The sequence below is a fragment of the Paenibacillus campi genome (genome assembly GCF_034659835.1).
Classification (GTDB): Bacteria; Bacillota; Bacilli; order Paenibacillales; family Paenibacillaceae; genus Saccharibacillus; species Saccharibacillus campi.
Map to the genome: position 1 here is coordinate 42,004 of NZ_JAXSQZ010000009.1, position 12,983 is coordinate 54,986.

General features: G+C 46.7%; 12 protein-coding genes. 2 read left to right on the plus strand and 10 right to left on the minus strand.

Annotated features, from left to right (window positions below):
• Nucleotides 1-668 precede the first annotated feature (668 nt).
• From U1I11_RS18265 to U1I11_RS18300, 8 genes are all read right to left on the minus strand, one after another.
• Nucleotides 669-818: an alpha/beta fold hydrolase gene (locus tag U1I11_RS18265; protein ID WP_322907569.1), complete on the minus strand. Its 150-nt coding sequence runs from the start codon at nucleotides 816-818 to the stop codon at nucleotides 669-671.
• A 34-nt stretch (nucleotides 819-852) separates the two neighbouring features.
• The gene (locus U1I11_RS18270; protein ID WP_322907570.1) at nucleotides 853-1,107 is read right to left on the minus strand and encodes a hypothetical protein; all 255 of its coding nucleotides are present in this window, start codon (nucleotides 1,105-1,107) and stop codon (nucleotides 853-855) included.
• Between the two features lie 120 nt (nucleotides 1,108-1,227).
• The gene (locus U1I11_RS18275; RefSeq protein ID WP_322907571.1) at nucleotides 1,228-2,565 is read right to left on the minus strand and encodes an ABC transporter permease; all 1,338 of its coding nucleotides are present in this window, start codon (nucleotides 2,563-2,565) and stop codon (nucleotides 1,228-1,230) included.
• Nucleotides 2,558-3,463, minus strand: a complete 906-nt coding sequence (locus U1I11_RS18280; protein ID WP_322907572.1) for an ABC transporter ATP-binding protein — start codon at nucleotides 3,461-3,463, stop codon at nucleotides 2,558-2,560. Before U1I11_RS18280 ends, U1I11_RS18275 begins: the two co-directional genes overlap by 8 nt.
• Nucleotides 3,460-4,431 carry an ABC transporter ATP-binding protein gene (locus tag U1I11_RS18285; RefSeq protein WP_322907573.1) on the minus strand — a complete coding sequence of 324 codons (972 nt, stop codon included), beginning with the start codon at nucleotides 4,429-4,431 and terminating at the stop codon, nucleotides 3,460-3,462. The genes U1I11_RS18280 and U1I11_RS18285 overlap by 4 nt, the downstream gene beginning before the upstream one ends.
• Before the next feature lie 28 nt (nucleotides 4,432-4,459).
• Complete coding sequence (locus U1I11_RS18290) at nucleotides 4,460-4,849, minus strand: GntR family transcriptional regulator (protein WP_322907574.1); 390 nt, start codon at nucleotides 4,847-4,849, stop codon at nucleotides 4,460-4,462.
• A gap of 46 nt (nucleotides 4,850-4,895) precedes the next feature.
• Nucleotides 4,896-5,612: a hypothetical protein gene (locus tag U1I11_RS18295; RefSeq protein WP_322907575.1), complete on the minus strand. Its 717-nt coding sequence runs from the start codon at nucleotides 5,610-5,612 to the stop codon at nucleotides 4,896-4,898.
• A 558-nt stretch (nucleotides 5,613-6,170) separates the two neighbouring features.
• Nucleotides 6,171-6,359 (minus strand): hypothetical protein, encoded by a 189-nt coding sequence (locus U1I11_RS18300; protein ID WP_322907576.1) that lies wholly within the window; start codon nucleotides 6,357-6,359, stop codon nucleotides 6,171-6,173.
• A gap of 957 nt (nucleotides 6,360-7,316) precedes the next feature.
• On the opposite strand from U1I11_RS18300, the gene U1I11_RS18305 reads away from it, so the two are divergent.
• Complete coding sequence (locus U1I11_RS18305; protein WP_322907577.1) at nucleotides 7,317-8,516, plus strand: MGDG synthase family glycosyltransferase; 1,200 nt, start codon at nucleotides 7,317-7,319, stop codon at nucleotides 8,514-8,516.
• A gap of 595 nt (nucleotides 8,517-9,111) precedes the next feature.
• Here the strand turns inward: U1I11_RS18305 and U1I11_RS18310 are convergent.
• Nucleotides 9,112-9,684 (minus strand): xanthine phosphoribosyltransferase, encoded by a 573-nt coding sequence (locus tag U1I11_RS18310; protein WP_322907578.1) that lies wholly within the window; start codon nucleotides 9,682-9,684, stop codon nucleotides 9,112-9,114.
• Nucleotides 9,685-10,274: 590 nt separating this feature from the next.
• On the opposite strand from U1I11_RS18310, the gene U1I11_RS18315 reads away from it, so the two are divergent.
• Entirely contained in the window at nucleotides 10,275-10,634 is a 360-nt protein-coding gene (locus U1I11_RS18315; RefSeq protein ID WP_322907579.1) for a helix-turn-helix domain-containing protein, read from the plus strand.
• Nucleotides 10,635-11,197: 563 nt separating this feature from the next.
• Here the strand turns inward: U1I11_RS18315 and U1I11_RS18320 are convergent.
• Nucleotides 11,198-12,523, minus strand: coding sequence for a UDP-glucose dehydrogenase family protein (locus U1I11_RS18320; RefSeq protein WP_322907580.1), 1,326 nt, complete (start codon nucleotides 12,521-12,523; stop codon nucleotides 11,198-11,200).
• Nucleotides 12,524-12,983 lie beyond the last annotated feature (460 nt).

The following is a 12,983-nucleotide window of genomic DNA, read 5'->3' on the forward strand; positions in this document are numbered from 1 at the left end:
AGTGATTTTTCCTTTTATTATATTTATAACGGTGGATCAAAGCTTTTTGTAATGACTTGTCCGTAGATTCCGTACGAGACGGGAGTTCTTCCCCTTATTACGTACCATAGTGGTCGCTGCCCCAACACGCCATATTTGCGTACACATCTTAATCGATATTATATTCATTATTTACGTTAATTATTAAGCTACTATCAGAATGAATAAAAATCAATATTAAACTTTTGTACATTACAACTATATACAAGCGCAAACAGTCGCACCCCACCGCATTTTAATAAGAAATGACAAGAAGGAATGACTTTGGATAAACTACCGTACCGCCGCTGTTAAAGTTGACTGTTGCACAGCTATTGTTATTTTCGAACAGACAAAAAGCCGCACATTCCCTCGAACAGAATATATACCAAACAAATGTCATTACACACCTTATCATTTGGCATACATGTCTTATCCAAAAGTCACGTTCGGCTTCCAGCTTATTTTAGATAGCAACTATCGTATACTGCCCAAAAAACTTCGTAATTTATCCGCAATTACTATAGACTGCGTATAATGCAAATAATGCGTGCCTGCCAGCGGTACGATTTTCCCGTGTACCGAATGTTCGAGCTGTCGTTCATGCTGTTCGATCCCTGCAAAAGCTATAACTTCCTGCGCATAGTTGTTCACATAGTCCAGTCCGTAAATACCGGTAACGAATGACCGATAAGTACATAGTGATCGATCGTTAGCTGTTGTAGTGCGCTATGAATTTCATTGGTAATATTGTCCACCGTACGCAGCCTGTCTGTTACATCGCTAAGTCCATAAGCCAAAAGGTTCCACTACCACCACACGATAATACGGAGATCATTGTTCGATTAATGGCTTGAAATCAAGTACAGGTGACACGGTTGCAAAGCCCGGCAGGAGGACGATCTTCCCTTCACTAGTACTTTGTATGAAAACGTTCATCTTTTTGCCAGCGACCATTACTGCTTGACCGTAAGGCTGGATTTGCTGTTGTTCGGCATAGTTCGCTACGACGTTAACGACATAAACGGTAGCTACGAACAACACCAGCAACAGCGCGATCGTTGCTATGGCGATCAGTATAAATTTCAACGCTTTGTTTATCGCCCTCCTGTTCGTTATGATCAAACCTAATTATGGCTACGTATTGATGGATGGCTATGAAATGGAAGGATACGCACAACTGCATAGCAAACTTGACCGTTCCCCTCCTTAAATCTTATACGCCTTCATCGCCCGGCGCAGTTCCTTCCACGTCGGTCGTTTGCCGTACATCAATACGCCAGTACGGTAAATTTTCGTTGATAACCAACCGCAGAGGAAAATCGTAACGAGCAAAATGATGACCGAAATGGCGATTTCCCACCATGCGATCGTACCGAGTCCGATACGGACAAGCGCGGTCGTCGGTGCGAAAAACGGCACATAAGTAGCGATGCGGATCAACAACGAATTAGGGCTGGAAATGCTGAAGATGCCGATATAAAATGCAGCCAATGTCAGCACAGTCAGCAGCGATACCGCTTGTCCGAGGTCTTCGGTACGGCTGACGATCGAGCCTACCGCTGCATACAGTGTGGAGTATAGGAAATAGCCGAGAATGTAGTATACTAATCCGAATACAGCGACATGCCATGACAAATTCGACAGATGCAAACCTAATTGACTCAATACAGACTGATAGTAAGGCAGAAACAGATGGGCGCTAAACACGGTCGCATACAGCGCAATTTGCGTTAAGCCAACGAGGAAAATACCGATAATTTTGCCAAACATCTGCGTTAACGGCGCCACGCTGGTGATCAAAATTTCCATGACACGCGAGCTTTTTTCGGCTGTAATCTCAGAAGCGACCATATTGCCGGTCATCGTCAATGAGATAAAAAATAGAACCATCAGCATATAGACGAGGATAAAATTTTCGCGCGAATACGCTTGCTCACCGTTGCCTTGATTACTGCTACCGGCTGGATCGAGCGACTGCCGTACGATCGTGACCGGGCTGCTTAGCTCTTGCAACTGTTGCTGGCTTAGCTGTCCAGCGGCAACGCTGCGCAATTTGACGGTTTGAGCGGCGCTTTGCAGCAATGATTGTACGCTCGCAGCGCTGTTATCGCTTACGAGCGTAACCGTCGGAAATGTATCATTGCGCGCGCGCTTAAGCAGCAAATAGCCGTCCAGTTGCTTATTGTCAATCAAACGATTCAGCTCCGCTTCACTGCGCGGCTCGGTCTGCCAGTCGATCTGTGATGTTTGTGCGGAATTGCCGGGCAGTGCTGAAGTTGCCGCTGCATTTGCCGCTTGTGCTTGTTGCTGCTGCGTTTGCACAGACATCGCGCTAATCTGCTGTGCCAGCTCATTGTATGCACCTGTGGCAATGCCAAGCTTTAATGTATCGTCTTCCGTACCGCCAGCAAACAGTTGAATAATATATGGGATGTTCATCCCGATTATGATCAACAGTGCCAGCATTAATGTCGTCCAGCGAAAAGATTTTGTTCTCACTTTATTGCGATACGTAAATGCGATTACAGCTCCGAGTTTATTCATGAGATGAACCCACCACCTTAATGAAGATTTCATTTAATGTCGGCTCCTGTATTTCAAACCGATCGACCGCTCCCTGTGCGAGCGCAGTATGCAAAATTCGCTGTGCCGCTGCTTCATGCGTAATGCGTATCCGATAATTGCCGTTATCCAAATGCTCAACCGCTTCGACACCTTCCAGCAGCTCCAAATCCGGTAGCGTCTGTGCTGTGCGCAGCAATACATGCTCACGCGGATACGATTGTTTGATCTCGCGTATGTCGCCTTGCAGTACAGGCTTGGAGCGACGTAGCATCGTCAAATGGCGGCATAGTTCCTCTACATGTTCCATCCGATGTGTAGAGAACAGAATCGCCGTTCCTTCGCGGCTTAGCTCCAATACAACCTCTTTGAGCATCTCCACATTAACCGGATCAAGTCCGCTAAACGCTTCATCGAGCACGAGAATTTGCGGACGATGGATGACGGCAGCGATAAAGCCCATCTTTTGCTGATTGCCTTTGGACAATTCTTCGATCCGTTTGTTTTCGTACTCCGTCGCATCAAAGCGCTCCAGCCAGTAGCGTAAACTTTGCTTGGCAGCGGCTGTTTTCATCCCGCGCAAACTTGCCAAATAGAGCAGTTGATCGTTAATTTTCACCTTGGGGTACAGTCCGCGCTCCTCTGGCAAATACCCCATCAACGGCTGCAAACCGCTATGATACGGCTTACCATTGTACAAAATACTACCTTCGTCAGGATAAATTAACCCGAGCACGATGCGCATCGTCGTTGTTTTGCCCGCACCATTAGCACCGAGCAGCCCGTAAATTTCCCCCGCTTCCACTTCCAACGTTAATCCATCCACTGCGGTATGCCCTGCATATTGCTTGACGATTCCATTTAACTGTAACGGATTCATGCGTTCCCCTCCTGAAGATGATGGATTACATAATCGTTTACCCAGCAGCTCAACAATTCTTCCCATTCCAAGCCGCGCACTTGGATCGGAATATCGTTTGCTGCTGCGATCGCTTGCAGCTCGGCAGTGATCGACGTATAAATACGTACCGTTCCATCCGGCTGCGCTTCCCAATTCAGTATGCCTGGCAGCTTCTGCCAGCCGTCTAGCAGTTGTCCATCCTGTACCGGGCCCAGCCATACTTCCTTCCATTGCTGGTACAGTTCATCCTTTTCCTTCATCCCACATATTTGCCCTTCGTACATGAGCGCAACATAATCAGCGAGCCGTTTAACTTCTTCCATCCGGTGTGTCGTAATTAGAATCGTCAGCTCACCTTTTTCCATTTGTTCGTGCAGTGCTGCCAACATCTCTTTCCAGGCAAACGGATCAAGCCCAGACGACGGTTCATCCAGCAGCAACAGCTTGGGCGATGCTGCCAATGCCGCGGCAAATACGAACTTTTGACGCTGCCCTTTGGACAGTTTGACTAAACGTACATCACCAGGCACTTTAAGTTTGTCCAGCAGCTGTTCAAATCGCTGCATATCCCAATCCGGGTACCAATGCGCGCGAAATGCTGCTGCTTTGCGTGCGGTCAGACGATTTTCCTCGTTCAGCGGCAGCTCGGATACGTAGGCGATTTGCTGCCGCAGTTCAACTGGCAGCTCACCGGTGAACGTTTCGCCCATCCAGCTAATTTGCCCGCTATCCGGGTACAGCGTACGCAGCAGCATATGAATTAATGTGCTTTTGCCTGTACCGTTTTCACCGACAAGTGCAGTCACATAGCCGCGTGGTATGCTCCAGTTGATCGGACCTACCGTATGCTGACGCCGTTGCTTGCACACTTGCTCCAGCACGATCGCCGCTTCAAGCTCCGGCAGCATCGCCGTGGACGTTGTTGAAACTGTATGGTTACCATTCATGCTCGCTCATCTCCTTATGGTTGATTCGTTACAGCGGTTCCCGTTGATCCAGCAATTGTTCCATCAGCTCGTTTAGCTGCTGACGAGTCCATCCGAAATTATAGCCCCGTGTGATCACTTCTTCGATCATTTGACGAAGTTGCTGTTCGCCTAGACGTACGCGCTGTGCTTCCTCCACTTTGGTTACAAAGGTGCCGGTTCCTTGGCGGGTACGCAGCAAGCCTTCATTTTCCAAATCCTGATACACCCGCCGGATCGTAATCACACTGCATTTCAGCTCAGCAGCAAATTCGCGAATCGATGGTAACAGCTTTCCTTCTTCCAGCTGTCCGCTCAAAATTAGCATACGCAGTTGATCTTCCACCTGCCGATAGAGAGGCTCTGCGCTATGCTCATTAATGTGTACCGGTATTCTCATCTATTTAGCCTCCATCTCCTGCACGCCTTGCCTATCCGCTGCTCGTTCACACCAGATCACGCACCTTTGCCTTGCGATCAATGGAGCGAAAAACGAGCCATAGCGTTACAATAGCTAGTGCGAGCGCACTCCACATCAATGGCGAAACGAGCTGCTCGGTCAGTGCTAACGTCATCACCAGCTCGCTAAGATGCCATTTGAAGATCATGCCAGCAATCGCAACCCCGATCATCAACATCACACTAATGATGCTCCAAAATAGATACCATTTCGCACTTGATGTCAATTCCAGATATACATAAATCGCACTAATCACAAGCCCTAAACCGATCCATGTAATCGCAAAGCTAATGTATGCGCCTGCCGTCATGCCCGGAATCGTATGCGCGCCAAACATATAAATCAAGCCAAAAAACAACATGCTGTTATACAGCAGCATAATGCCCATCATCTGAAACCGACTGCCTAGCACTGCTGCAAACGGCACTGGCAAGCTGCGAAAATAAATCATTTGCTGACGATACGTATCGTCCTTCATTAAACGGAACGAACGGCGCGAATAGTCAATGCTAAGCAGCGGTGCCGTCACCAGCATTAGCAGATCAAGTAGCCCATAGTTCAGAAACTGATCATCTTTGAGATAATACAAAAATCCGACCAGCACGCCCATATAAATCATCATCACCGTGCACCAGATAAACATGACGCGATTGACACTTAGCTCTCGTTTCGTAATCAACCAGCCTTGCTTGAAATCCATCATAAGGACACCCTTTCTGTTATCGATTGCCGTTTTATTAATCTATGGCATGTCTTCAAACTACTTTACAGGCAACTTTATACGGTTTGTTTTCATTAGACTATGCATACAGGCAACGCAGTTCACTTGAAACATAACCATTTCAACGACTGAAATTTCAACTAATAAAATAAGGAAACGACAAGGTTGACGGTTTGAAGAAAACGTCTAGTTAATGCTTTATTTATTATGTGTGTATAGTGTATATATCTTTATACACAGTATATACACAGTATGCACACTGTCGCAACCTTATTTTTACAAATCGAGCATTTTTGTTTGGCTGCTTCATTGCTCATTTGTCCGCTTATCCGCCGCAAATCGCCCTCTATCGCATAATTAAGACAAACAGCGACCGCTAACAAAGCAGAAAAAAAGTCCTCTGGCGGAGTCGCCAAAGGACATATCTTCATACGTATCATATTTTAAATATTACATATTGAAAGCGATTATAAACATCATCATTCATAGGTACGGTAAGCACCAGCCAGCATAACCGATGCATGTGCGATCTTCATTTGGTTAGGAAACGGACGAATTGATTTTGCTTAACTCATCCTGTACGAGAAGCGTGAGTTCTTCTTCATAGCCGCCTGTAATGTGATACTTGCGCACATATTCTTTTACGAATTTTTTTGGATCTTTAGGCCGGAAGATTCTTGTCATCTCCCGTAGACTTTCCTTGACTTCATTGTGACCTTTAGTTGCCATGGAATTCCCTCCCCAAAACGTGCCTTGTTTGTGAGACGCCGAAACGATCCGTAGCTGTGTCGTATAGTATGAAGTAATCTGTCTGTAGTGTGATCTGCTTGGCATGTTCCATCAGGCATTTATCCCAAAAATTACCCTTGGCTCATACCTATGAATCAGTCCGGCATATGCTCCTATCTGGTTATACAAGGCCGATATTGCCCTTCATATTGCTGCAATGTCTAGCTTGAGAGCGCCTCTCTGGCGTGCTGACCGGTCAAAAATGTTGCTGTGTTATCAGCACTTATCTAAGCACCATCTCCACTTATCATATCATATTCTGTGCCTTAAAAGCACACCTAGTTTGTAAAACGAGCAATTTGGCAGTGTAAGATTTATCGCGAAACACCAGGCACCGTTTTCAAGAGCATTAAACGGGTAATAAACGAAATGCTACGTCTGAAAAGTAAGCTTCCATCGGTAAAGCTGACACCGAGTAGACAAGTCATGTCGTAGCCCGTAATATAAAATACTTAACTGGACGTTTAGCAATAATATGTGTGCAGACTACAAATAAGCTACGAATACGATGCCATATGATCCAACAATACGAGCGTTTTGTTTTACTTCCGCCTGTAATACCCGCTCCCATTTTATGTTCAAATGGACGGGAACGGGCGAATCTATGTCTACCTATACGCTCGCAAAAAACGGTGGGCGCTTTGAATAAATGTTTGCATTTTGTTTAAAGAGATGTATACCTATGTAAATCACTACAACATCGCTCCCAAAAGCAGTCACAAATGCCGTAAACCGATTATAATAAAGCTATACTAACCCGCAGCCTTGCCTGCAACTGCATACGAACGATCCGTATGCCCATTCGGCAGTATAAAACGCTGCACGTCCATTATCTAAATCCGGCTTCCCCAGACACGGCACCGAAGCCAATTCATTTGACCAGGAGAGGACATTCGTATGCAACTAAACTCTTGTGTGTTGATCTTGTATGCAAGCTATGGCGATGGCCATCTTCAGGCGGCGCGCTCGCTGCAGGAAAGTCTGTTAGCGCAAGGTGTTAAGCGCGTCATTTTGCTCGATCTTATGGCGGAGGCGCATCCGCTCATCAATGAGCTTACTCGTTTTGTGTATATGCAAAGTTTCAAAACGATCCCACATCTGTATGGCTGGGTGTACAATATGACTCGTGATATGAAGGCGGGTTCTCCTTTTTCCAATTGGCTGCACTCGTTTGGCATTCGCCGTCTGCGCGAAGTGTTGGAACAGGAGCAACCACAGCTAATCGTGCACACATTTCCACAGCTAGCGTTACCGCATTTGAAAACACGCTGGGGGCTGAACATACCGCTAATTAATATTTTGACCGATTATGATCTGCACGGACGTTGGCTGCATCCGCATATTGACCACTATTATGTGCCGTCCCAGCATATGCGCAGTGAAGCGATTGCGCGCGGTATCGCTCCGACACGGATTAGTGTGACCGGCATTCCGCTGCATAGCAGCTTTGAACAGATTCCTGCCGATCCGTCGTCCCGTATGCAAAGACGTACGCAATTGCGGCGGCAAGCAGGGCTTGATGTCGACAAACAGACGGTATTGCTGCTCGCCGGTGCCTATGGCGTACTGAAAAATGTACGCGATATCGCTGAAGTGGTCGCCCATCGCGCCGATGCCCAGCTCGTGATCATTTGCGGCAAAAACGAAACATTGCAACGTGATCTGGACAAACGGTACGGTGCGCTGCCTAATGTGCATGTGTACGGATTTACACGCCGCATGAGCGAATGGATGCTGCTAAGCGATTGCGCGGTAACGAAGCCGGGCGGCATTACGATGTCGGAATGTATCCGCTGCGAGCTGCCTGTATTCCTGCTGCGCCCTGTACCTGGTCAGGAGCTGGCAAATGCGCTCTATCTACAACAGCAAGGCATTGCGGAAGTGTGCCAATCGCCAGCACTGCTCGCCACCGCGCTGAGCGAGATGCTTGATCATCCGCAGCGGCTGACGATGATGCAGCAGCAGATGGAACGTCTGCAAATGCCGGACGCCGCTTCCCGCATTGCTGAAGATTTAATGATGCGCTATATGCATACGGCAACAGCTGGCACCAAAGTTGTACCGATGCCGGTCTGGCAAGGCAATGCGTATCGATAATATTGGGAACGCTCGCTGGCTCTATTGCAGTTTCAGCAAATCACTCCAACTATGCGTATCGATAATAGCGGGCAACGATGCTAGTAATAAACTGACGCTTGGGAGCAATACTTGCAATGGGCTGATCGATAACCGGCACTGCGATACAAAATTAGCCACAATACTAAAGTACTAAAAAATACGAAAACGCGCGGCAAGTCTGTCCCTATCATCTAGAGCAGGCTGCCGCATGTTTTGGTATGTTCTATTAGGCTGTCTCAAGTAAAAATCGTGTTTGAACGTACTTTGATCCATTCAGCATCAAGCGATAGTTAGATCGACAAACTGTATATGTACTTAAGGCAAACTACGGCGTGTCTTCAAACTGCTTTACAGATCGCTCGATACAGGTAGTTTGCGTCAGACTAAGCTGTGCCTAGTTTTATTTCTGACCTTGGTGAACAATAAAATGATACGTAGCATCGTTTGAAGACACCGCCTAGTACCTTGACCAAGATGAATTGGAGTGTTGAAGCTGTTTTAAGATCGCATGGATCAGCATTTCAGTACACAATCCAAATTAGCATTGAACTTGGTCAAGCTACTAGTTTGCCCCTTAATCGGCAAATTGCACGGCACCGTCCGCCAGCCCGGCGATGCGGACGAGCGATTCCAAACGGTAACCTTCGCCTGTCAGCAGCGCCGCTCCAGGTTGGAACGATTTCTCGATTACAATGCCAATCCCTGCCACTTCAGCGCCCGCCTGCTGTACGATGCGGGCGAGCGCAAATGCTGCTTCACCATTCGCCAGAAAGTCATCGATAATTAGCACACGATCGCTCGGATGAATAAACTTTTTGGAGACGGTAATATCGTTGCTCTGCTGTTTTGTATACGAATAAGCGGTTTCCACAAAAATATCCTCGGTCAATGTAAGCGACTTTTGTTTACGCGCAAAAATAAGCGGCACACCGATCTCCAGCGCAGTCATAATACCTGGAGCGATGCCGGATGACTCGATGGTCAGTACACGCGTCACGCCTACAGCGGCAAAACGCTGCTGGAACTCGCGTCCAATGGCTTGCATTAATACCGGGTCCATCTGGTGATTCAAAAACGAATCGACTTTGAGCACATTGCCCGGCAGTACAATGCCTTCTGATATTACTTTATTACGTAACAATTCCATATTATTGTGGCTCCTTTGGCATAAAATAGTTCTGCTGTTCCTCATATAGTGAAGCAGGGCGATATCAGCTTCTCAATTCATTCCACTATACCTGATGCAAGCTATCCCTGAATAGCGGAAATGCCGACCATCATCGGGATGATTTTAATTCACATCAATTTATTACAGTTTTTTCCCAATTTTAATTTAATTTTACGCTAGAATAACCGATATATAGGTATAATGTGCTAACTGCGTCATTGTAGTTCGGGAAATAACAGCGTTATCGTTCAACAGCATGGGACTGTTCCGGAACATGAGGGTTGTTCCAACAGGTTTTACATAAAATAGATAAGCCCATTTTACACGAACATGCAGTACACTATTTTATATATAATTTTATTTTTTGAAAAAAATTGTTTATATGTAAAAAATAAGACTTATATGAATGTAAATGACATATAAGGAAATTGTACCATGTTTTGCGATTCATATGCCAAGTAGGAAATGCTGTCATGTCGTGCTATAATTTATTTACTGTCTGCGGCTTTTTTCCTATTTCTTTGTGATATGGTCGCATACATTATTGCTTCATTTAGGAGGTCTTTGTATTGTTCGCCCAACGCCTCAAACAACTTCGCAAACGGCGAAATATGTCGATGAAGGAAGTCGCGGATTATGTCGGAGTAGCCAAAAGCACGTATGCCGGTTACGAATCAGGCTATCGTCAACCTACACTAGAAACGATCCAGGCGATTGCCACCAAACTCAGTACCACTTCCGATTACTTGCTTGGTTTAACAGAACAGTATGACCCTACCCCACACAATACCAACGCCCGGGAGTTCCTCAATTATGCGCATCTGCACTGGGATGGCGTGCCGCTTGAGGATGAAGATTTGCAATTGATTCGACAACTGTTAGAACGGGTTGTACGGGATCGTGCTCATTCTGAGGAAGAACATCATTAATTATATTCATACCCTCACTTCTGGAATTTCATCTGTCGCAATGTTTATTTTCCGATTATAGTATCCGAACTTCCGGAGCTACGCATAGTATCGACTCACGCAATGAAGCCGGCTTCAACGCTCAGATGAAGTCGGTTTTGTTGTGTCTTTGGAAGCACTTGTCCAGGGATGCAGTTGTCCCGGTTAGCGCTTGCAAAAAGCAGCGAATCAACTGGTACTTATGGCGCATATCCGTCTTTTTAACGCTCGGTTAGGGATGATGATCACTTGCTTAGAGCTGCTGTCATCGTGCTTTTTCTCTATATAATAATACAGAACAACTAAAAGACTTAAAAAAGCATCATGTGTGTGTGTAAATTGCGTGTATGAACATAATCCATCGGCAGCTTTTGGGCAAAGGTGGAGTGCAAACGTACGTTGACTGGGATGAATGTAAAGTTTCATTTCGTAATGAAGGTGCACTTTAAGATTGCGGAAAATGATGTTGAAAAAGCCTGCCTTCTGCCCGCTGTGACAGCAGACGTGAAGACAGGCATTTTTACAAAAATTGGTTCAAATTTGGGTTATTTGGCTACTATAACATTATCCCGCAGCAATGCCGGGCGACCCATCGAATGGTAGTCAAACCGGGTTGCTTTTACACGCTCTGCATTGTATACATTACGTCCATCGATTAACACTGGGTTGTTCATAATCGCTTCCACTTCGATCAGATCGATTTGGACGAATTCATCCCATTCGGTCAGCAGGCAGATCGCATCGCAATCGCGTGCAGCTTCCAATGCGCTGTCTGCGTACGTGATCGCTGGATGATGATATTCGCGGCGGAAGTTGTCGGCAGCTACCGGGTCAAACACTTGTGGCAGTGCGCCAAATTCAACTAGCTTCGGTACGATCTCAAGCGATGGTGCTTCGCGCACATCGTCGGTATCCGGTTTGAAGGCAAGACCCCAGACAGCGATCTTTTTGTCTTTCAGCGTGCCGAGTGAATCGAGCAGTTTGTCGATGACCGCCCAGCGCTGCGATTGATTCACTTCAACGACCGATTTGAGCAGTTTGAAGTCATATTCCACATTACCGGCAATTTGGATCAGCGCATGTGTATCTTTGGGGAAGCAAGAACCACCATAACCGATGCCGGCATTCAGGAACGAAGAACCGATCCGGCGATCCATCCCCATCCCACGTGCGACTTGATCAACATCGGCGCCCACTTTGTCGCAAATGTTAGCAATTTCGTTAATAAACGAAATTTTGGTGGCGAGGAAAGCGTTGGATGCGTATTTGATCATCTCGGCGCTACGGATGTCGGTCACGACTAGATTTTCGGTCAACGGCTTGTGCAGTTCCAGCAGCAAATCTGCCGCTTGTTGCGATTCTACACCGATGACGAGGCGATCCGGGTTAAACGCATCTTTGACCGCCGAGCCTTCGCGTAGAAACTCCGGCATCGATGCCGTTGCAAATGGTTGATCGGTGAAGCTGGCGATAATGCTGTGCACACGCTCATTCGTACCGACAGGTACGGTACTTTTCACAGCGATGACCGTGTACCCGTTAAGTGCAACTGCAATTTCGCGTGCGGCAGCTTCAATGTATTGCAGATCAGCTTCACCGGACGGAAGTGGCGGTGTACCGACAGCGATGATGATCAGGTCGGATTCCGGCACCGAAGCGCTCAAATCGGTCGTAAACGACAGCCGACCTGCTTCCACATTACGCAGCATAATCTCTTGTAAACCCGGCTCATAGATCGGCACGCCACCATTGTTCAGCGTTTCGATTTTCGCCGGAATTTTGTCGACACAGGTGACGGTATTACCGATTTCTGCAAAACATACGCCAGACACCAGACCCACATATCCTGTACCAATAACCGTAATTTTCATTGTCCACACTCCCGTTTCCGATTTAGTTTGGCGTTGTCGCCTTTATTCTAATGACTTGACAATAAACTGGAAAAAACCTATTCATGGATCATGCATGTCAACCGATATAGTTTGTATAGCCTGGCTCGTAGTGCACACGCACATTTCGGTAAACGATAGCCGAATTGCATGCGGCAATAGCGATGAATCAGGCAACCTACCTTGTCTATATTTGGAGGCTGATTATGATGAAATATCAGGGAAATCCGTCATTTGCCAAAGGCTGTCTCTGGGGAACCGCATTGTCTGTGCTGCTGTGGGCAGCGATTGTCACCGTTGCACTGGTGTTTCGGTAAACGAGTCGTCCGTCGTAAACTGGATGGCTCGTCATGTAGTCATGTCCTATCACCTAATAGACTAGAGCATAGACTAGAGCGCCAAGCGCAGCCATATGGCATTGTTGCGCGACATCATGTAGCAT

What these genes read in the sequence shown, in the direction of transcription:
- U1I11_RS18290 (WP_322907574.1), bottom strand. Translation starts at nt 4,849, where the DNA reads ATGAGAATACCGGTACACATTAATGAGCATAGCGCAGAGCCTCTCTAT.
- U1I11_RS18285 (WP_322907573.1), bottom strand. Translation starts at nt 4,431, where the DNA reads ATGAATGGTAACCATACAGTTTCAACAACGTCCACGGCGATGCTGCCG.
- U1I11_RS18300 (WP_322907576.1), bottom strand. Translation starts at nt 6,359, where the DNA reads ATGGCAACTAAAGGTCACAATGAAGTCAAGGAAAGTCTACGGGAGATG.
- U1I11_RS18295 (WP_322907575.1), bottom strand. Translation starts at nt 5,612, where the DNA reads ATGATGGATTTCAAGCAAGGCTGGTTGATTACGAAACGAGAGCTAAGT.
- U1I11_RS18275 (WP_322907571.1), bottom strand. Translation starts at nt 2,565, where the DNA reads ATGAATAAACTCGGAGCTGTAATCGCATTTACGTATCGCAATAAAGTG.
- U1I11_RS18320 (WP_322907580.1), bottom strand. Translation starts at nt 12,523, where the DNA reads ATGAAAATTACGGTTATTGGTACAGGATATGTGGGTCTGGTGTCTGGC.
- U1I11_RS18305 (WP_322907577.1), top strand. Translation starts at nt 7,317, where the DNA reads ATGCAACTAAACTCTTGTGTGTTGATCTTGTATGCAAGCTATGGCGAT.
- U1I11_RS18310 (WP_322907578.1), bottom strand. Translation starts at nt 9,684, where the DNA reads ATGGAATTGTTACGTAATAAAGTAATATCAGAAGGCATTGTACTGCCG.
- U1I11_RS18280 (WP_322907572.1), bottom strand. Translation starts at nt 3,463, where the DNA reads ATGAATCCGTTACAGTTAAATGGAATCGTCAAGCAATATGCAGGGCAT.